This is a genomic window from Peptoniphilus genitalis (assembly GCF_023614525.1).
GTDB classification, from domain to species: Bacteria; Bacillota; Clostridia; order Tissierellales; family Peptoniphilaceae; genus Peptoniphilus_A; species Peptoniphilus_A genitalis.
Genome location: NZ_CP097885.1, coordinates 1,258,583 through 1,278,279, shown reverse-complemented (window position 1 = coordinate 1,278,279; position 19,697 = coordinate 1,258,583). Strand labels below are relative to the sequence as shown.

Here is a 19,697-nt window from a genome sequence, read left to right as displayed (position 1 = left end):
TAAATTCTCTCTCAAAGCCTGAAAATTAGGGATTCTTTATAAAATATTACGTTTGTGTTACAAAATCTTATGAAGTTTTCCTTATTTTGCTAATTTTTTGATAAAAATAACATTTAGTAAGTGAATTTTAAATTATTTCTAGTCTCTATTTCTAATAAAGAACTTACCCTCCTATAAAAAATAAAAAGCTTAAAAAATTAAAAACAAAATAATTTTTTAAGCTTTATCTTTTTAATTTTTAAAATTAATACATTAGTTTTTCTACAAAACGCCTAGCCAGCTTGGCAGTAAAGCCCCAGATAATATGTCCATCATATTCATAAAAGAGGACTTCTTCTCTTCCCCTTCTAAACTTGTAATTTATACCATTGGGAATCAAGTGGTAGGGAAAGTCTTCATTCCTCTCAACCCTTAAGTCGATCTTATAGGACTTGGGTTTGGTCTCTAAAAAATAGGAAAGTGGAACTGTGAATACCTTCTCAACCTCATCTAATGAAGGAGAGATTTTGTCAAAGTCTCTTTTGATTTCTCCAATGAAGCTGTGAATAATTGCTGCATAGGGATTTACTACAAAGTCTCCCTCAGAAAAAATTTCAATCTCATCTTCTGAAATTAAAAGCTCTTCTGAAGTCTCCCTAAGAGCTGCGTCCCTTGGACTTTCTCCCTCTTCAATTCTACCTCCGGGGAAGGAAATTTCTCCAGGTTGATTTCTAAGAGTAAAAGCCCTCTCCTCAAAGATTAGATGAATTTCCCCATCTCTTTTTATAAGAGGAATCATGACGGAAAACCTATTTTTCACGTCAACGGGCATAGGTTTTATTTCTTGGACCTTGGCTTTAATTTTCTCTAAATTTAAGTCTTGGTCAGTTGACATTTTCTATCTCCCTCATTAATTCTTCTACTGTGTAAATCCTAAACCTATCAATCTGTCTTTTGTTACCTTCTCTTTCAAGAAGCATGTATAGAAGCTCATCATACCTAAAGTTTTCTGGCATTTCCAATTCTTCTGCAAGCTTTGGAGCATAGTCTTCAAAGATTATCCTTGCAATCTTACTTTCACTTTCCTTAACCTTGTCCCTTAGGAGTCTGTAAATATATTTTAGGCTCTCCTCTTCATCAAGAGGCATAATATAGTAGTCCTCTCCCCTAAGACCCTTAATAGCCCTAAAGGCATCGAAGTAGCCAAGTTTTATTAAGTCGTCAGCCTTTTCCTTGTCAAAGCCAAGAGATGATCCAAGATTTTTATTTGGCTTAATAATATAACTTGCCCTTTCAATATTTTTAAGTGGTTGCCTTGAAAGTCTCACTAGGACAATATCTGTGTCTTCATCAATCATCTCCATAGGAGCTAGTGATGCAAAGCCACCATCAATAAAGTACTTGCCATGAAGACGTTGCAATTTAAAAAAGGGAAGATAACAAGAGGCAATAATATAGTCCTTTAAAAGGCCCTCTTCAATATCATCCTTAAATAATCTTTCAACTTTGAGGTCAGATACATTCACTGTACACATTCCAAAATCCACATCTGAAGATCTAAGTTTATCTTCATCAATGAACTGGTCCACTAACCTGTAAAGAGGATAGGGAGACCTTGTAAGTTCTGGAATCTTTATATCGTGTTCCCTAAGTTTATCTACAATTTTCGAAAATAAATTATCATCTTTTTCTATTTCTTGTAGCTCAGTTTCAAAGGCAGAAAAGTCCAAAGACTTCCAGGCCTTAAAGCATTCATAGGCATCTCCTTGAGCAAACATGGCTCCATTAAAGGCACCTATAGAAGTCCCAACAATTTTTGAAAAATCAAATCCCATTTCCATAAGGGCGAAGTAGGCTCCTACTTGGTAGGCACCCTTGGCTCCTCCGCCTTCAAGAACTAATGCCCATTTTTTCATTCTGCACTTCCTAATTCAGATGTACAATGTGGACATCTTGTAGCATTGATATCAATCTTAGACTTACAGAAAGGACATACCTTTTCTGTTGGCGCTGGAGCTTCTTCTTCCTTCTTGAATTTATCAGTAATTTTTGAAATTTGTTTGATCATAACGAAAATAACAAAAGCGATAATCAAGAAATCAAAAACTGATTGTAAAAATATTCCATACTTAACTTCAGCAGTACCCACTGTGACAGCAAGATCTTCGAAGCTAACACCGCCAAGCAAGATACCAATGAGTGGCATTAGGATGTTTTCAACAAGGCTTGAAACGATTTTACCAAAGGCACCACCTATGATAACACCTACAGCCATGTCCATAACATTACCTTTCGCAATAAATTCTCTAAATTCATCAGCAAACTTTTTCATTTTTCCTCCTTTATATCAAAGTAATAATTTAAATATAATTCCTTACGAATATTAATTACCCATAATGATTATAAAAAAACTGAAAACAAAAAATCCCAAGCCTCTACCGTGACTTGAGATTTTCTTCTATAGTAATAAATAATTTTTATTAATTGATTTAAAGCAAAAGATCCAGGAATTATTCCCAGATCTCTCATCATCTTCTAAATTTTAAATTTGTTTTAAGATAACCTTGTTCTTTTCCAAAAGTTCCATGGCGTAGTCGTCGACCCTATAAGCTTCGTGGTAGATTATTTCTCTTATGCCTGCTTGGATCAGGGCCTTTGTGCAGTTAAGGCAAGGAAAGTGGGTTACGTAAGCCTTGGCTCCCCTTACTGATATTCCTTCCTTGGCACAGTACAAGAGGGCATTCATCTCTGCGTGGATTGTGGCTATGCAGTGGCCGTCACGCATTGTGTGTCCCACTTCGTCGCAGTGGGGGTTGCCTGTTACTGATCCATTATAGCCTGTTGAAATTATCCTGTTGTCAGAGTTCACAAGGACGCATCCCACGAATGCCCTGTCGCAAGTGGACCTTGTTGCAACCATTTCTGTTATCTCCATAAAATATTCATCCCAAGATTTTCTCATTTTGCCTCCTTTGCAAGTTTATCAACTAACTCATTGTACTTGACCCCAGTGTGAGCCTCTACTTTTATAAATTTTACCTCAAGCTTGTCCTTTATAGAATCGTAAAATTTCTTGTAATAAATCGTCCCTTCCTTATTAGTCTTCCAAAAACCAAGAGCCCATGACCTTATGCCTTCGTAGTCGTAGTGAAGGTAGATTTTTTTCTTGCCAAGCTCTGCTGCTTCTTCCATGGCACGCATGGCTCCCTTGATTTCTCCCGACACATTTCTCATGTCTGAGTCCTTGAAAAATCTCTTTGAGTAAGTGTATTCTTCTTCATCATTAAACATGTAGACTCCATAGGAGTGGGACTTGTCGCTGTTCCTGTAGGATCCGTCAACGTAAACTACAAGCTCATCCTTTTCCGCTGACTCCTTCTTGTCTTCTTCTATTTCATTTATAAAGGCCTCAGCATCTTCACGAGTGGAGAACTTTTTGAAACTTGCTCCCTTAAAACCCATGGTTTCTCGCTTGCACTCATCCCAGGTGTGATAGATGCCAGGATTTCTTCCTATTCTAACTGCGTAATACTTCATGTTCACCTCAAAATTTTGTCATTTGTCAACTATGTCTACTTATTATATAATTAGAAGTAATTAGAAGTCTAGACTTTTGGAGGTAAAAATGAACAAAGAACAATTTGAAAGAATGAAAAATGGCAAGGGCTTCATTGCTGCTCTTGACCAATCTGGTGGATCAACACCTAAGGCCCTATTAAATTATGGTGTGACTGAAGATGCTTATTCAAACGAAGAAGAAATGTTTGAACAAGTTCACGAAATGAGAAAGAGAATTATAAAGGATAAGGCCTTTACATCTGATAGAATTTTAGCTGCAATCCTATTTAAGGTTACTATGAACTCTAAAATCGACGGCAAGTTCACTGGCGACTACCTTTGGGAAGAAAAGGGCATCGTTCCAATCCTTAAGGTTGACGAAGGTCTTGATGTAGAAAAAGACGGCGCACAACTTATGAAACCTTTCAAGCACATTGACGAGCTTCTTGCAAATGCAAAGGAAAGAAATATTTTTGGAACTAAGATGCGTTCTGTTGTAAAGGAACTCAACGAAGAATCCATTAAAAAAGTTGTTGAACAACAATTTGACTACGCAAAGAAAATTTCTGCAGCAGGATTTGTTCCTATTATCGAGCCGGAAGTTGACATCCACGCTAAGGACAAGGCTGAAATCGAAGAAGTCCTTAAAAAATATCTTGTGGAAGAACTTAAAAAGTTAGACAAGGACACTTATGTAATGTTTAAGTTAACTCTTCCAGAAAAGGAAAATCTTTACGAAGATCTTTACGACTTTGATCAAACTGTTAGGATCGTTGCCCTATCTGGTGGCTACTCAAGAGATGAAGCCAACGAAAAACTTAGAAAAAACAGGGGCGTAATTGCTTCCTACTCAAGAGCCCTTACTGAAGGACTTAATGTAAATCAAACTGCCGAAGAATTTACAAAGATGCTTGATGACTCTATCGAAAAGAACTACTCAGCTTCAGTTGAAAAATAAAGTGTAAGATTTTTAAGATCTCCAATTTTGGAGGTCTTTTTTTTATTTTGTTTCTTGATTTGCAAATGTTTTTTCATATTTTATAACCCTAGCTAAAGCTTGTATTGATGCAGTTTATTATTGACAATTATTTTTTCATAATGTAAACTATTGCATAGATAATAAACATTATCTGGAGTGCTGTCCGCTAGTTAAATTTTTAATGACCGGGGTTCTCTATAGGATACTGTCCGCTAGTTAATTTTATATTAATGACCGGGGTTCCTCTATAACTTTTTTATTATTATATGGAGGTTTTTTATGAAGAAGTATCAATTAGACGTACCTACACCACATTCCTACACTTATGTAACAAAAAATATTCCAAATGTTACAGTTGAACAAAGGGAAAGAGCTCTTAAGGCTACTCACTACAATGAATTTGCTTTTCCTGCAGGAATGTTAACTATTGACATGCTTTCAGACTCAGGAACTACAGCCATGACAGATGTTCAATGGTCTGCAATGTTCTTAGGAGATGAATCTTATGGTAGAAACAAGGGCTACTATGTTCTTCTCGATGCCTTTAGGGATGTATTCGAAAGAGGCGACGATCAAAAAAGAATCATCGACCTTGTAAGAACTGACTGCGAAGATGTTGAAAAAATGATGGACGAAGTTTACCTTTGCGAATATGAAGGCGGCCTATTTAATGGTGGTTCTGCCCAAATGGAAAGACCAAATACCTTTATCATTCAACAAGGTCGTGCAGCTGAATCTGTTTTATTCGAACTTGTCAAAAAAATATTAAACGCAAGAGAACCAGGAAAGATTTATACTATTCCTTCAAATGGTCACTTTGACACTACTGAAGGTAATATTAAACAAATGGGTTCAATTCCAAGAAACCTATACAATAAAAAATTACTTTGGGAAGTTCCTGAAAATGGTCATTATGAAAAGAATCCATTTAAGGGCAACATGGACACTGAAAAACTAGAAGAACTTATCACTAAATTAGGACCTGAAAATGTGCCACTAATTTACACTACTATCACTAACAACACAGTTTGTGGTCAACCAGTTTCTATGGCAAACTTAAGAGAATGTTCAAGAATTGCTCATAAGTATGATATACCTTATATGTTTGATGCTGCTAGATGGGCTGAAAATGCTTACTTCATCAAAGTTAATGAAGAAGGTTATGCTGACAAGTCAATTCCAGAAATCGCAAAAGAAATGTTCTCTTACTGCGACGGCTTTACTGCATCACTTAAAAAAGACGGACACGCAAATATGGGCGGCGTTCTTGCCTTTAGAGATAAGGGACTATTCTGGAAGAAGTTCTCTGACTTTAACGAGGACGGCACAGTTAAAACTGATGTAGGTATCCTCCTAAAAGTTAAACAAATTTCTTCTTACGGCAACGACTCCTATGGTGGAATGAGTGGTAGAGATATTATGGCTCTTGCTGCAGGTCTTTATGAAGCAGCTAAGTTTGATTATCTTGATGCTCGTGTTAAGCAATGTGAATACCTTGCTCAAGGTTTCTACAAGGCTGGCGTTAAAGGAGTTGTACTTCCTGCAGGTGGCCACGGTGTTTATATCAACATGGACGAATTCTTCGACAACAAGAGGGGACCAGAAACTTTTGCAGGTCAAGGCTTCTCTGTTGAATTAATAAGAAGATATGGAATTAGAACTGCAGAACTTGGTAACTATTCTATGGAATATGACCTAAAGACTCCAGAACAACAAGCTGAAGTAGCAAACGTAGTTCGTTTCGCAATAAATAGAAGTCAACTTTCTAAGGAACACATGGATTATGTAATAGCAGCAGTTAAGGCTCTTTACGAAGATCGTGCTACTATTCCTAATATTAGAATAGTCAAGGGAAAGAACCTTCCAATGCGTCACTTCCACGCTTTCCTTGAAACTTATGAACCTTCTGAAGATGAAAAATAAATTTCTCTAAACTTTTTTATAAATACAAAAAATTAAATAAGCCCCTCTTAATTGAGGGGCAAATTACCCTTTAAGGAGAAAAATTATGGATAACAACTTAAAAACTCGTGATGGTTTTAAAAGCAAATGGGGCTTTATACTAGCTTGTATTGGCTCTGCAGTTGGTATGGGTAATATTTGGAGATTCCCTATAATGGTTTCAACTTATGGTGGGATGACTTTTCTCATTCCTTATTTTATCTTTGTAACCTTAATAGGATCTACAGGAGTAATTTCCGAAATGGCACTAGGCAGGTCAGCCGAAGCTGGACCAGTTGGCGCCTTTGGAAAATGTACAGAATTAAGAACTGGCAATAAAAAGCCTGGCGAATTAATTGGTCTTATCCCAGTTCTCGGCTCTTTGGCACTAGCTATAGGCTACACTTGTGTAATGGCTTGGATTTTTAAATATACCTTCCTTTCTCTATCAGGTCACCTTTATGAAATGGGACAAGATATGGATGTAATTGGTGGTACCTTTGGCCTAACAGCGAGAGCCTTTGGTGCAAACACCTGGGTAGTAATAGCAATTCTTGCAAGCTTTGCCATAATGGTAATGGGTGTATCTGGTGGAATTGAAAAAGCAAACAAAATTATGATGCCAGCCCTATTTATTTTATTTGTAGGACTTGCATTCTACATCTGCACTCTTCCAGGTGCTTCAAATGGCTATAAATATATTTTCACAGTAAATCCTGATGGATTAAAGGATCCTAAGGTTTGGATATTTGCCTTTGGGCAAGCCTTCTTCTCCTTATCAGTAGCAGGATCAGGAACTGTAATTTATGGATCTTACCTTCCTAAAAATGAATGTATTCCATCATCAGCAAGGAATGTTGCAGTCTTTGACACAATAGCAGCCCTCTTGGCAGCCTTTGTAATCATCCCTGCAATGGCAGCAGCTGATGCACCACTTGATACAGGTGGCCCTGGCCTTATGTTTATCTTCCTTGTAAATGTATTTAACGGTATGCCTATTGGAAGAATTATTGGAATGATTTTCTACATCTGCGTTCTATTTGCAGGCGTATCTTCAATAATAAACCTTTACGAAACACCAGTTGCCTACCTACAAGAAAAATTCAATGCATCAAGATTTCTTGCAACTACAATTATCCACATCATTGGTTGTGTCGTTGCAATTCTAATTCAAGGAATAGTAAGTGGTTGGATGGATGTAGTATCAATTTACATTTGCCCACTTGGAGCAGCCCTTGCAGGTATAATGTTCCTTTGGGTTGCAGGCAAAGACTATGTTCTTGCTGCAGTCAATGAAGGATCCCCAAAAGGCATTGGAGGATGGTACTATCCATTAGCAAAATATGTATATGTAACAGCTGCCATAGTGGCCCTAATAGCTGGTGCAATACTTGGTGGTATTGGTTAATAAAATTTTGTAAATAAAAAAAGTGTTGGCTTTTGTAATAGCCAGCACTTTTCTTTTGCTTACTTTTTCTTAAAAATTATCCTTTTTGTTTCTAAAATCTATAAATTCATCTAAGTCCCTTGCCAAGAAGAAGGGATTTATTTTTTTCTCTTTTCCAATTGTCGTAGGAAAAGTAATCTTGTCATCTTCTCTAAGCTTCTTTACTCTTTCATACTCCCTATCCAAGTCCTCATTAGAAATTACGGACTTGGCAAATTCTAAGTTGGCAAGAGAATACTCGTGAGCAGGATAAACTAAAGTGTCATCAGCTAAATTTTTTAACTTGTTAAGACCCTCATAGGATTTTTTATAGTCCTTAGTGAAGACCCTGCCGCAACCTGCTAAGAAGAGGGCATCTCCACAGAACAAGTTACCATCAACTAGATAAGAAATGTGGTCTTCAGTGTGACCTCCAGTTGAAATAACCTTGAAATTTTCTCCAAGAAGATTAAATTCATCTCCGTCCTTTAAAGTCACGTCGTTGTATTCGCTAGTTTCCCTAGGTCCATAAACCTTTGGGCCGTATTTAATCTTAAGTTCGTCAAGGCCACCTACGTGGTCCATGTGCTTGTGGGTTAAAAGAATATAATCAAGTTTTCTGCCCTTCAAATAATCTATAACAGGACCTGCATCGCCAGGATCAACAAGGAGAACCTTGCCGCCCTTCTCAATAGTCCAAATGTAATTGTCATTAAAAGCTTTAATATATTTAATATCCATAAAACACCTCATAATATTCTTACTCTTATTGGTGAGATTTAAACATGGGAAGGTTTTGTTATGCTTTTAAATATTTGTTATTTTTGATGGATAAGATTTTTCATCAGCTTTACTGAAATTAAAAAAGACAGTCAACTTTGTGACTGCCTTTGTTTAGGTTGTTTTCTATATTTACTTAATCCGACTCGCTTGAAAATTCTCCTTATTCAGTCGCATTGGCTGAGACTTGATCAAATTTCTGTAAGAAATTTTGATAAGTCTGCCCGCAGATTTTTGCTTGTCAAAAATCTGTGTTCCCTTATTCTCGCTGGATAAGGTTCTTCATAAACTTTGCTTGAAATTAAAAAAGACAGTCAACTTTGTGACTGCCTTTGTTTAAGGTTTTTACTATATTTACTTAATCCGACTCGCTTGAAAATGCTCATTATTCATTCGCATTGGCTTAGACTTGATCAAATTTCTGTAAGAAATTTTGATAAGTCTGCCCGCAGATTTTTGCTTGTCAAAAATCTGTGTACCTTTATTTTCCGCTGGATAAGATTTTTCATCACTTCAGCCTTCGCTATCGCTCGGCTTCAGTGTGAAGATAAAATAAAAGACAGTCATGTTTGTGACTGCCTTTGTTTAGGTTGTTTATTGATTTACAAATCCGACTCGCTTGAAAATTCTCCTTATTCAGTCGAATTTTCTACGCTCGCTGGATAAGATTTTTCATCAGCTCATGCTTCGCTTACGCTTGCATTCGCTGTGAAAACCAGAAAAACCGAGACTCGTCTCGGTTTTTCTTATCATTACATCATGCCCATGCCTGGATTCATTGGAGGCATTGCTGGTGCGTCTTCTTTTATGTTTGCTACTGCTGCTTCTGTTGTCAAGATCATTGATGCTACGCTTGATGCGTTTTGTAGTGCTGATCTTGTTACTTTTGTTGGGTCTACTATTCCGGCTTTTTTCATATCTACGTATTCTGACTTGTATGCATCGAATCCAATTCCTGCTTCTTTTGTCTTTACGTGTTCTACGATTACTGAGCCTTCTAGCCCTGCGTTTTCTGCTATTTGTTTTAGTGGTTCTTCTAGGGCTCTTAGGATAATGTTAGCTCCTGTTTTTTCGTCGCCTTCTAGTTGGTCAACTACTTTTGCAACTGCGTCGATTGAGTCGATTAGTACAGTTCCACCACCTGCAACGATTCCTTCTTCTACTGCTGCTCTTGTTGCTGCTAGAGCATCTTCGATTCTTAGCTTTCTTTCCTTTAGTTCAACTTCTGTTGCTGCTCCAACTTGGATAACTGCAACTCCGCCAGAAAGTTTTGCAAGTCTTTCTTGTAATTTTTCTTTATCAAATTCTGAATCTGTTTCTTCGATTTGGTTTTTAATGTGGCTAATTCTGTTATCAAGTTCAGATTTTTCGCCTGCTCCATTTACAATCACTGTAAGTTCTTTTTCAACCCTAACCTTTGAAGCTGATCCAAGCATTTCAATTGTTGCATCCTTTAGGTCTTGACCTAAATCAGATGAAACAACTTGTCCACCTGTTAGGATTGCAATATCTTGAAGCATGTCTTTTCTTCTGTCGCCATAGCCTGGAGCCTTTACTCCAACTACGTTTAGTGTTCCCCTAAGTGAGTTAACAACTAGAGTTGCAAGAGCTTCGCCGTCAATATCATCTGCAATAATAAGAAGTGGTTTTGATTGTTGAAGAACTTGTTCTAATAGTGGAAGGATTTCTTGGATATTTGAAATCTTCTTGTCTGTAATTAGGATGTATGGATCCTCTAATTCTGCAACCATCTTGTCAGAATCTGTCACCATGTATGGAGATAGGTAGCCCCTGTCAAATTGCATACCTTCAACAACGTCTAAGCTTGTTCCCATAGATTTTGATTCTTCAACTGTGATAACTCCGTCGTTTCCAACCTTTTCCATTGCTTCAGAAATAAGTTTTCCAACTTGTTCGTTAGCAGCAGAAATTGAAGCAACTTGTTCAATAGCTTCCTTTGAAGAAACTTCAGTTGAGAAGTGTTTGATCTCTTCAACTGCAGCTTCAACCGCCTTAGCAATACCCTTTTGAAGAACCATTGGGTTTGCACCTGCTGCAAGGTTTCTCATGCCTTCTCTAATGATAGCTTGAGCAAGTAAAGTAGCTGTTGTAGTACCGTCCCCTGCAACGTCATTAGTCTTAGTAGCAACTTCCTTTAAAAGTTGTGCTCCCATATTTTCAAATTTATCTTCACATTCAATTTCTCTTGCAATAGTAACACCATCGTTTGTGATAAGTGGTGTGCCATATTCCTTGTCTAAGATAACATTTCTGCCCTTAGGTCCAAGAGTTACCTTTACTGTATCTGCAAGAGTGTTAATTCCCTTTATTAAGCCTTTTCTAGCATCTTCTGAAAATTTAATTTCCTTTGCCATTTTTATCATCTCTCCTTATTCAATAAGCCTTATTCAATAACTGCCAAGATGTCTTGGAACTTGATTATAGTGTATTTTTCGTGGTCAAGTTCAATGTCATTTCCTGCGTATTTAGAGAAAATAACCTTGTCACCAACCTTAACAAGTCCCTTCATTTCTTCATCTGTATCTAATTTGTTGCCAGTTGCAATAACTTCTGCGATGTTTGATTCTTCCTTAGCTGAAGAAGGAAGAACAATACCAGAAGCAGTAGTTTCTTCTTTTTCAATCTTTTTAATGACAATCTTGTCATCAAGTGGTCTCAATTTCATATATATAAGCCTCCTAAAATTTATAATTTATTTTTAGCACTCGCTTGTCCCTTCTGCTAATATGTATATGATAACTCAAATAAAAACTTTTTTCAAGTAGTTGGGGGAGAAAATTATTTTAAAAGCCTTGCTTTTATATTTATTTATCAAGTTATTATTTAAATAAGTTTTGTAAAGCGGAGCTTTACGATTCTTTATCCGGAGGGGGTTAGGACCTTTCGATTGGTCCTTCCCCCTCCGGGCCACCCCCAACACCTTCAACGACCTGGCAGGGGCCTTTGCCTACAACCCCGAGCGGCAGACAGCCTAAAATTCAAAACTCGTTAAGCTTAAGTATTTGAGATTAAAAAACTTATAAATAAATTAAGATTTCATCACAATTATTTATTTACTGAATCGCTTAACTCAAACAATTGAATTTTTTAACGGCTGTCTTGCCTTACGGGGTTCTTCAATCTTAGTTCGTGGTTTTACCTCTACAGAGTTACAAACTTATGTTGAGTTACTTAATAAAACATGATACAACTAAAAATTTTTGCATAAAAATAAGCTTAATCAGTATCGATTAAGCTTTAACTTTTTATAAAGTTCTATTTAATTATAAATCTCCAACTTTTCCGTACTTTGTAACAAGCTATAACTTAAGTCTTAAGCAGTGAATTTGTCGAGTGCCCCTGCTTGTTGAAATGTTATAAGCTTATGAGGTTAGCCAATAAACCGCAAGCTAATAAAACAGTAAGCAAAAAGTTCGGAGACGTTAAAAAAATTTCACTGTTTGAGCGAAGCGAGTTTGAAATTTTTAGTCGGAGAGCTTTTTGCGTATTAATGGGTCGGGCCCCTGCCAGGTCGTTGGGGGTGGTAAGGGGAGGTTTGGAGGGGACAAGGGCGAATCGAAACGCCCTAAGTCCCCTCCAATTGTAAATATAAAAGCATAAGCTTTTAATAAAACTTTTTAACGAAAACTTCTTTATTAAGTATTTTTAAAAAGTCCTTTTTTTTACTTTTTTCTCTTTCCTCTCAAACTCCAAGAGTTTCTTCTTTACATCTACTCCTCCAGCATAACCTCTTATACTCCCATCGCTTCCTATGACTCTATGGCAGGGTATTATCAAGGAGATTGGGTTGTGACCTACTGCTCCTCCAACTGCCTGGTTGGATACTCTTTCATACTTCCCACTTGCAAGTAAGGCTTCTCCAACTTCCTTATAGGTCCTTGTCTCTCCATAGGGAATCTTAAGCAAGATATCCCAGACGTCTTTTCTAAATTCACTTCCACTTACTTTTATTGGAGGAATATAGCTTGGATCTCCTTCTGAAAAATATTTATCCAACCAAGTTTCTGTGAGTCTTAAAATTTTATAGTCCTCTTCTTTAGAAGAAAATAAGACCTCATCAACAATTAAAATTATTTCAGTATCTTTTAGTTTCTCTGCAAATTCTTTTTGACTGTATAGGTAGAGTCCAAACAAGGCTTCTTCATTAAAAACTATTAATATGTCCCCCAGCAATGACTTGTATATTTTTTTATAGAGCATATGGCCTCCAAAAGTTTATAAAAAAAAAAGGAAACCCCATTGGATTTCCTTATACTAATTCTATAATTGAAATTTCTGCGCCGTCTCCACGTCTTGGACCCATCTTTAAAACTCTAGTGTATCCACCGTTTCTGTCAGCATATTTTTCTGCATACTCAGTAAATAGTTTTGTTACAACATCTTCTGAATAAATATATGCTAAAGCTTGTCTTCTTGCGTGAAGATCGCCTCTTTTTCCAAGTGTAATCATACGATCAGCAATTCTTTGAACTTCTTTTGCTCTTGTGTGAGTAGTTTGAATTCTACCTTCAGCTAAGAGAGAAGTAACAAGGTTTCTTAGCATTGCACGTCTATGACTTGAATTACGGCCAAGTTTTCTATTTTTTGCCATAATATCCTCCTTATTCTTCTTCAGGTTTGAGGCTTAAGCCTAACTCGTCAAGTTTTTCAGTTACTTCTAGTAGAGATTTTCTACCTAGATTTCTAACCTTCATCATTTCACTTTCAGTTTTATTAGTTAGTTCCTCAACACTATTTATGCCTGCTCTCTTTAGGCAATTGAATGATCTTACAGATAAGTCTAATTCCTCAACTGTCATTTCGAGAACTTTTTCCTTTTGATCCTCTTCTTTTTCAACCATCAAATTTATTTCACTGACATGTTCTTTTAGGCCAATGAAGAGTTCAAGATGTTCTGTCAAGATTTTTGCTGCAAGAGATGTTGCTTCGTCAGCCTTCATTGAACCATCTGTTGTAACTTCGAGGATTAATCTATCGAAGTCTGTTCTTTGTCCAACTCTTGTGTTTTCGACCTTCCAGTTTACTTTTTCCACAGGAGTGAAGTTAGAATCCATAGGAATAATTCCTATTTCAGATATTTCTTCCTTTTTAAGTTCAGAAGGTTCATAGCCTCTTCCCTTTTCCACCATCATTTCAAGATAGAAATCAGCATCATCATTTAGAGTTGCTATATGTTGATCTGGATTAATAATACTTACATGTGGAACAAGTTCAATATCAGAGGCTTTTATTTCACCCTTGCCCTTTTTTTCTATTACTAGTTTTACAGGCTCATCTTCAGTCATCTTTAAAACTATAGATTTAATATTTAAAACTATTTCAGGTACATCTTCCAATACTCCTGGAATTGTATCAAATTCATGTTCAACGCCACGTATATTGATAAAAGATACAGCTGCGCCTGGTAGAGAGGAAAGTAACACTCTTCTTAAGGAATTTCCAATAGTGATACCAAATCCAGCTTCTAGAGGTTCAACGACAAACTTGCCATATAAACCTGATTCATCTAATTCTTCAATACTAATCCTAGGTTTTTCAATTTCAATCATGGGTACCCTCCTTCTCGGTAAATAGTTTAGACTCTTCTACGTTTTGGTGGTCTACATCCATTGTGAGGAATTGGAGTAACATCTTTAATCATTGTTACTTCAAGACCTGATGCTTGAAGAGATCTAATAGCAGCTTCTCTTCCTGAGCCTGGACCCTTAACATATACGTCAACGCTTTTTAGTCCGTGTTCTTTAGCTTTTTCAGCTGCTTCTTGTGCTGCCTCTTGTGCTGCAAAAGGAGTAGACTTTCTTGAACCTCTAAATCCAAGTTGTCCAGCACTAGCCCAAGATATAACATTACCGTTAATATCAGTAAGAGTAACCATAGTGTTGTTAAATGTTGAAGCTATATGTGCTTCACCTTTTTCAATATTTTTACGTACACGTCTTCTAGCACGTGTAGCTTTTTGTTTTTTTGCCATTTAAGTCCCCCCTTACTTACCCTTAGAAACAAGTTTCTTAGGACCTTTTCTTGTCCTAGCATTTGTCTTAGTCTTTTGTCCTCTTACAGGAAGACCCATTTTATGCCTTCTTCCACGGTAACAGTTGATTTCACGAAGTCTCTTGATGTTCATAGCAACATCACGACGTAAATCACCTTCTACGTGGTACTTATCAATTTCTTCTCTAATTTTAGCAAGTTCTGCTTCTGTAAGGTCTTTAACACGAGTGTCAAAGTCTACGCCAGCTGCAGTTAATATTTCTTGAGATCTGGGTTTTCCAATACCATAGATGTAAGTGAGTCCAATTTCAACTCTTTTTTCTCTAGGTAAATCAACACCGGAAATTCTAGCCATAATTACCTCCCTTATCCCTGTCTTTGTTTATGTTTCGGATTTTCACAGATTACCATTACTCTTCCGTTTCTTTTAATAATTTTGCACTTTTCGCACATCTTTTTTACAGATGGTCTTACTTTCATTTAAATGCCTCCTGACTCTGGATTATTTCTTTCTCCAAGTTATTCTACCTCGTGTAAGATCATAAGGTGAAAGCTCAACTGTCACCTTATCACCAGGAAGAATTCTAATATAATTCATTCTCAATTTACCTGAAATATGAGCAAGTATGATATGTCCATTTTCAAGTTCAACCTTGAAATGAGTATTTGGAAGAGCGTCAACAACAACGCCTTCTACTTCAATTACATCTTCTTTAGCCATATTATTAAGGATCCTCCTTTAGCTATAAGGTAATAGTTTCTTTCTAATATAGATGTCACTAAAGTCACTTACCTCAGTATCTATGACATCCTTATATATATAAAGATGTTTTACCTTTTTTTTCTTTGGTCGATCTAGCTTTCTTAGTTTTCCATCAACGAGCAAGAGAAGGTCATCATCGATAATTTCCATTATGATATAAACCTTGCCCTCATCTCTACCCTTTTTGGATCTTACCACTTGTCCCTTCAAAAGACTAAATGTTTTATCCATGAACTATTCGAGACCAATAACTATATCGTCAAATACCTTGTCAATATCCTTTGCACCGTCAATGTCTATTAATAGATTTTGTGCTCTATAGTAGTCAATAAGAGGTGCTGTTTGATCAAAGTAAACAGAAATTCTAGTCTTTACAGTTTCTTCAGTGTCGTCATCTCTTTGAATAAGCTTAGTGCCGTCCTTATCACAAACTCCTTCTTCCTTTGGAGGATTGAATTTAACGTGATAAGTCATACCACAAGTTTTACAAACACGTCTTCCAACAGCTCTTTCAATTAAGATTTCAGGATCAACTGAAATGTTAATTACCTTAGTTAGCTTGTCGTCATTCTTGTCTAAGATTGAGTCAAGACTAACAGCTTGAGCTACAGTTCTTGGGAAACCGTCTAGTAGAAATCCTTCTTTAGCATCGTCCTTGTTAAGTCTATCTTCAACAAGTGCAATAACAAGATCATCAGGAACTAAAAGACCCTTGTCCATATAAGACTTAGCTTTCTTTCCAAGTTCAGTGTTGTTCTTAATATTTTCTCTAAAGATATCTCCAGTTGAAATATGTGGGATATTATATCTCTTTACAATATATTCAGCTTGTGTGCCTTTGCCGGCCCCTGGAGGTCCCAATATAACTAATTTCATAATTACCTCCTACTTATTCTTTAAGAATCCACGATAATTTCTCATGATTAATTGTTGTTCTAACACTCTGTGGATTTCAAGTACAACACCAACAACGATGATAATTGATGTACCACCATAGTTGAATTGTAGGCCTGAAATAAGTGTTAGGATAGTTGGAAGAACTGCAAGTATAGAAAGTGCAATTGCTCCCGGCATAACCAATCTATTTAAAGTTCTACCTAAATAATCACTTGTAGGTTTTCCTGCTCTAATACCACTAATAAAACCACCATTAGCTTGAAGGTTTTTAGAGTATTCAACAGTGTTGAATTGGATTGTAGTATAGAAGAATGTGAAAAATACAATAAGAATAACAGTAAATATTATATAAAGCACAGCTCCTGGTCCTCCAGCTGGAGTTAACCATTTTTGAATCCAATTTCTAGTTGATTCACTTGTAAACATAGCAATAGTTGCTGGAATAGCAAGTAGTGAGTTAGCGAAGATAATTGGCATAACACCAGTCATTAAAACCTTAATAGGAATATGAGTTGATTGTCCACCGTACATCTTTCTACCAACAACTCTCTTTGCATATTGTACAGGAATTCTTCTTTCACCTTCAGTTAGTGTTACTACAAAAACAACAATTGCAATAGCAATTATTAAGAATAGCACTAAGAAAATTGGGCTAGACTTTCCTGCCTTAACAAGAGCAACAGATTGAGCTATATCAAGTGGGAATCTTGAAACGATACCTGCAAAAATTAAGATTGAAATACCATTTCCAATTCCGTGTTCAGTTATTTGTTCTCCTATCCAAATTAGTACCGCTGTACCAGCAACTATTGATAGGATAATAGTTGTGTATTCAATAGCACTTGTTGCGTTAACTGCTTGTCTAAATAGACCAAAAGTATAACCAACTGCTTGAATAAGAGCGATAGCAATAGAAAGGTATCTAGTGTATTTTGCAATAGCCTTTCTACCAGTTTCTCCTTCTTTTGCAAGAGATTCCAATGAAGGAATAGCTATTGTCAAAAGTTGAAGTATGATTGATGCTGTAACATAAGGATAAATGTTAGCAGCAAATATTGTAAATCTTCTAAAGTTTCCCCCTGCCATTAAATCAAGGAAGGAGAAAATTGATCCGCCTGATCCAGAAAAAATTTGTGAAATCACTTGTGAATTCATATAAGGAACAGCGATGTGTGATCCAAGTCTATATAATAGAAGCATGAAAAGAGTGAAAAGCATCTTCTTACGAAGAGATTCAATCTTCCACGCATCCCTAAAAGTGGACAGCATTAAATCACCTCGGCCTTTCCTCCGCAAGCCTCAATTTTTTCTATAGCAGATTTTGAGAAATGCTGAGCTTTAACAGTTAATTTAACATTTAATTCACCATCTCCCAAGATTCTAAGTCCGTCTTTAGCCTTACCAGCCTTTATAAATTTATTTTCGATTAAGAATTCAGGAGTGATTTCAGTTCCTTCTTCAAATACATTAAGATCTGCTACGTTTAATACAGCGTATTCTTTCTTAAAGATATTTGTAAATCCTCTCTTAGGAAGACGTCTGAATAGTGGCATTTGTCCACCTTCAAATCCAGGTCTTACTCCGCCGCCACTTCTAGCATTTTGGCCTTTGTGACCCTTGCCGGAAGTCTTACCAGTACCGGAACCAATTCCACGACCTACTCTTTTTCTAGCTTTAACTCCGCCGCCTTCGTTAGGTCTTAAGTCATGTAACTTCATTAGGTACACCTCCTTATTCTACTACTTCGATCATATAATCGACTTGTTTTAACATTCCTCTAATTTGAGGAGTGTCATTTTTTTCGATAACTTGGTTTAACTTTTTAAAACCAAGAGCTTTGATTGTTTTTCTGTGTTTAGGTACTTTACCGATAGGACTTTTAACAAGTTTAATTTTAATTGTACTCATGATTTTCCTCCTATCCTAAAATTTCTTCAACAGATTTATTTCTAAGTCTTGCAACAGATTCTGCAGTCTTAAGAGACTTTAGACCTTCCATAGTTGCATTAACAACGTTTCTTGGGTTGTTTGTACCAATGTTTTTAGTACGAATATCAGTAATACCTGCAAGTTCGCATACAGCACGTACTGCACCACCGGCAATAACTCCTGTACCTTCTCTTGCTGGCTTTAAGAAAACTCTACCTGCACCATAAATTCCAGTTACTTGATGAGGAATAGAAGTGTTTAGTAAGTTAATTCTTACAATATTCTTTCTAGCATCTTGTGTTGCTTTTCTTATTGCTTCAGGAACTTCAAGAGCTTTACCAGTACCTACACCAACGTGTCCGTTTTTGTCGCCAACTACTACAAGAGCTGAGAATCTAAAGTTTCTACCACCCTTAACTACTTTGGCAACTCTGTTTATAGATACAACTCTTTCTTCAAGATCAAGTTCTGCCGCATTTATTAATGAACGCTCCATTACTTCCTCCTTCTTAGAATTTTAGACCAGCTTCTCTAGCTGCATCAGCAAGTGCTTTGACTTTACCGTGGAAAATATATCCACTTCTATCAAAGACAACTTCTTCAATTCCTTTTTCTAATGCCTTTTTAGCAATAGATCCTCCAACAGATTTAGCTGCTTCAATATTTCCAGTGTTTTCTAAGTTCAATCCCTTGTCAAGTGTAGATGCACTTAATAAAGTATTGCCAGCTTCATCATCAATTAATTGAGCATAAATATGTTTAGATGATCTGTAAACTGAAAGTCTAGGCTTCATTGAAGTTCCGGAGATGTGATTTCTAATTCTTTTGTGTCTTTTAATTCTGTTTTCGTTTCTATTAATTTTATTTAACACTTAAATTCTCCTTTCTTACTTACCAGTCTTACCAACTTTACGTCTTACATGTTCATCAGTATATCTAATACCCTTACCCTTATATGGTTCAGGTTCTCTGAAGCGTCTAATGTAAGCAGCATAAGCGCCAACTTGTTGTTTATCGTTACCTTTAACAATAATTGAGTTAGGAGATGGAACTTCTACTTCAATACCTTCTGGATCTTCTATATCAAGAGGGTGAGAGAATCCTAAGTTTAGAGAAAGAACCTTTCCCTTCTTAGCAGCTCTGTATCCTGTTCCAATTATTTCTAGAGATTTTGTATAACCTTCTGTAACGCCAATTATCATATTGTAAATTAGAGTTCTAGTTAAACCGTGAAGTGCCTTAATTCTTTTAATATCATTTGGTCTTTCTACAGTGAGAACTCCGTCATTTAATTCTATTCTTAAATCTTTATCGAAAGATTGTGTTAGTTCACCCTTTGGTCCCTTAACAGTAACTGTTTGGCCGTCAACTTTAACTTCAACGCCCTTTGGGATTTCAATAGGTTTTTTGCCAATTCTTGACATTTTTCACCT

At 36.4% G+C, this 19,697-nt stretch carries 26 protein-coding genes; 3 read left to right on the top strand and 23 right to left on the bottom strand.

All coding sequences use genetic code 11. The features are described 5' to 3' along the window. Positions 1-244 precede the first annotated feature (244 nt). The 5 genes from M9426_RS06010 to M9426_RS05990 form a co-directional block, all read right to left on the bottom strand. Positions 245-874: an NUDIX hydrolase gene (locus M9426_RS06010; RefSeq protein ID WP_250341631.1), complete on the bottom strand. Its 630-nt coding sequence runs from the start codon at positions 872-874 to the stop codon at positions 245-247. After that, positions 864-1,895 carry a patatin-like phospholipase family protein gene (locus M9426_RS06005; RefSeq protein WP_250341630.1) on the bottom strand — a complete coding sequence of 344 codons (1,032 nt, stop codon included), beginning with the start codon at positions 1,893-1,895 and terminating at the stop codon, positions 864-866. The genes M9426_RS06010 and M9426_RS06005 overlap by 11 nt, the downstream gene beginning before the upstream one ends. Further along, positions 1,892-2,311: a large conductance mechanosensitive channel protein MscL gene (gene mscL, locus M9426_RS06000; RefSeq protein ID WP_250341629.1), complete on the bottom strand. Its 420-nt coding sequence runs from the start codon at positions 2,309-2,311 to the stop codon at positions 1,892-1,894. The genes M9426_RS06005 and mscL overlap by 4 nt, the downstream gene beginning before the upstream one ends. A 210-nt stretch (positions 2,312-2,521) precedes the next feature. Beyond that, on the bottom strand, positions 2,522-2,941 hold the full coding sequence (locus tag M9426_RS05995; protein WP_005957383.1) for a deoxycytidylate deaminase: 420 nt from the start codon (positions 2,939-2,941) through the stop codon (positions 2,522-2,524). Then, positions 2,938-3,516 (bottom strand): ribonuclease H1 domain-containing protein, encoded by a 579-nt coding sequence (locus tag M9426_RS05990; RefSeq protein ID WP_250341628.1) that lies wholly within the window; start codon positions 3,514-3,516, stop codon positions 2,938-2,940. Before M9426_RS05990 ends, M9426_RS05995 begins: the two co-directional genes overlap by 4 nt. A gap of 88 nt (positions 3,517-3,604) precedes the next feature. Between M9426_RS05990 and M9426_RS05985 the strand changes: the two genes are divergently transcribed. The 3 genes from M9426_RS05985 (at position 3,605) to M9426_RS05975 (ending at position 7,865) form a co-directional block, all read left to right on the top strand. Then, entirely contained in the window at positions 3,605-4,495 is an 891-nt protein-coding gene (locus M9426_RS05985; protein WP_250341627.1) for a fructose bisphosphate aldolase, read from the top strand. A 300-nt stretch (positions 4,496-4,795) separates the two neighbouring features. Beyond that, positions 4,796-6,439 (top strand): tryptophanase, encoded by a 1,644-nt coding sequence (locus M9426_RS05980; RefSeq protein WP_005957420.1) that lies wholly within the window; start codon positions 4,796-4,798, stop codon positions 6,437-6,439. Between the two features lie 85 nt (positions 6,440-6,524). Beyond that, positions 6,525-7,865: a sodium-dependent transporter gene (locus M9426_RS05975; RefSeq protein WP_250341626.1), complete on the top strand. Its 1,341-nt coding sequence runs from the start codon at positions 6,525-6,527 to the stop codon at positions 7,863-7,865. A 69-nt stretch (positions 7,866-7,934) separates the two neighbouring features. On the opposite strand, the gene gloB is transcribed toward M9426_RS05975, so the two are convergent. From gloB to rplF, 18 genes are all read right to left on the bottom strand, one after another. Beyond that, the gene (gene gloB, locus M9426_RS05970; protein WP_250341625.1) at positions 7,935-8,624 is read right to left on the bottom strand and encodes a hydroxyacylglutathione hydrolase; all 690 of its coding nucleotides are present in this window, start codon (positions 8,622-8,624) and stop codon (positions 7,935-7,937) included. A 791-nt stretch (positions 8,625-9,415) separates the two neighbouring features. Continuing rightward, positions 9,416-11,038: a chaperonin GroEL gene (gene groL, locus M9426_RS05965; RefSeq protein WP_195443702.1), complete on the bottom strand. Its 1,623-nt coding sequence runs from the start codon at positions 11,036-11,038 to the stop codon at positions 9,416-9,418. A 29-nt stretch (positions 11,039-11,067) separates the two neighbouring features. Beyond that, the gene (locus M9426_RS05960; protein ID WP_195443705.1) at positions 11,068-11,349 is read right to left on the bottom strand and encodes a co-chaperone GroES; all 282 of its coding nucleotides are present in this window, start codon (positions 11,347-11,349) and stop codon (positions 11,068-11,070) included. A gap of 980 nt (positions 11,350-12,329) precedes the next feature. After that, positions 12,330-12,884, bottom strand: coding sequence for a methylated-DNA--[protein]-cysteine S-methyltransferase (locus tag M9426_RS05955; protein WP_250341624.1), 555 nt, complete (start codon positions 12,882-12,884; stop codon positions 12,330-12,332). 49 nt (positions 12,885-12,933) lie between these two features. Further along, positions 12,934-13,275 carry a 50S ribosomal protein L17 gene (gene rplQ, locus M9426_RS05950; RefSeq protein WP_005957415.1) on the bottom strand — a complete coding sequence of 114 codons (342 nt, stop codon included), beginning with the start codon at positions 13,273-13,275 and terminating at the stop codon, positions 12,934-12,936. 10 nt (positions 13,276-13,285) lie between these two features. After that, a complete protein-coding gene (locus M9426_RS05945) occupies positions 13,286-14,233 on the bottom strand; it encodes a DNA-directed RNA polymerase subunit alpha (protein WP_250341623.1) in 948 nt (315 codons plus the stop codon). A 26-nt stretch (positions 14,234-14,259) separates the two neighbouring features. Beyond that, positions 14,260-14,655, bottom strand: a complete 396-nt coding sequence (gene rpsK, locus M9426_RS05940) for a 30S ribosomal protein S11 (RefSeq protein WP_005957371.1) — start codon at positions 14,653-14,655, stop codon at positions 14,260-14,262. Positions 14,656-14,667: 12 nt separating this feature from the next. Further along, on the bottom strand, positions 14,668-15,030 hold the full coding sequence (rpsM, locus tag M9426_RS05935; protein WP_005957375.1) for a 30S ribosomal protein S13: 363 nt from the start codon (positions 15,028-15,030) through the stop codon (positions 14,668-14,670). An 11-nt stretch (positions 15,031-15,041) separates the two neighbouring features. After that, positions 15,042-15,155 carry a 50S ribosomal protein L36 gene (gene rpmJ / locus M9426_RS05930; protein WP_005957387.1) on the bottom strand — a complete coding sequence of 38 codons (114 nt, stop codon included), beginning with the start codon at positions 15,153-15,155 and terminating at the stop codon, positions 15,042-15,044. A 22-nt stretch (positions 15,156-15,177) separates the two neighbouring features. Next, the gene (gene infA, locus M9426_RS05925) at positions 15,178-15,396 is read right to left on the bottom strand and encodes a translation initiation factor IF-1 (RefSeq protein WP_005957367.1); all 219 of its coding nucleotides are present in this window, start codon (positions 15,394-15,396) and stop codon (positions 15,178-15,180) included. Between the two features lie 18 nt (positions 15,397-15,414). Next, on the bottom strand, positions 15,415-15,636 hold the full coding sequence (locus M9426_RS05920) for a KOW domain-containing RNA-binding protein (protein ID WP_231723510.1): 222 nt from the start codon (positions 15,634-15,636) through the stop codon (positions 15,415-15,417). Between the two features lie 36 nt (positions 15,637-15,672). Continuing rightward, positions 15,673-16,314 (bottom strand): adenylate kinase, encoded by a 642-nt coding sequence (locus tag M9426_RS05915; RefSeq protein WP_005957369.1) that lies wholly within the window; start codon positions 16,312-16,314, stop codon positions 15,673-15,675. Positions 16,315-16,323: 9 nt separating this feature from the next. Further along, complete coding sequence (gene secY, locus M9426_RS05910) at positions 16,324-17,604, bottom strand: preprotein translocase subunit SecY (RefSeq protein WP_195443716.1); 1,281 nt, start codon at positions 17,602-17,604, stop codon at positions 16,324-16,326. Then, positions 17,604-18,053 carry a 50S ribosomal protein L15 gene (gene rplO / locus M9426_RS05905; protein ID WP_005957515.1) on the bottom strand — a complete coding sequence of 150 codons (450 nt, stop codon included), beginning with the start codon at positions 18,051-18,053 and terminating at the stop codon, positions 17,604-17,606. Before rplO ends, secY begins: the two co-directional genes overlap by 1 nt. A 13-nt stretch (positions 18,054-18,066) precedes the next feature. Continuing rightward, positions 18,067-18,243 (bottom strand): 50S ribosomal protein L30, encoded by a 177-nt coding sequence (rpmD, locus tag M9426_RS05900; protein ID WP_005957502.1) that lies wholly within the window; start codon positions 18,241-18,243, stop codon positions 18,067-18,069. A 10-nt stretch (positions 18,244-18,253) separates the two neighbouring features. Next, positions 18,254-18,760: a 30S ribosomal protein S5 gene (gene rpsE, locus M9426_RS05895; RefSeq protein ID WP_005957480.1), complete on the bottom strand. Its 507-nt coding sequence runs from the start codon at positions 18,758-18,760 to the stop codon at positions 18,254-18,256. Positions 18,761-18,773: 13 nt separating this feature from the next. Beyond that, positions 18,774-19,136: a 50S ribosomal protein L18 gene (gene rplR / locus M9426_RS05890; RefSeq protein ID WP_250341622.1), complete on the bottom strand. Its 363-nt coding sequence runs from the start codon at positions 19,134-19,136 to the stop codon at positions 18,774-18,776. Positions 19,137-19,151: 15 nt separating this feature from the next. After that, entirely contained in the window at positions 19,152-19,688 is a 537-nt protein-coding gene (rplF, locus tag M9426_RS05885) for a 50S ribosomal protein L6 (protein ID WP_005957448.1), read from the bottom strand. Between the last annotated feature and the right edge of the window lie 9 nt (positions 19,689-19,697).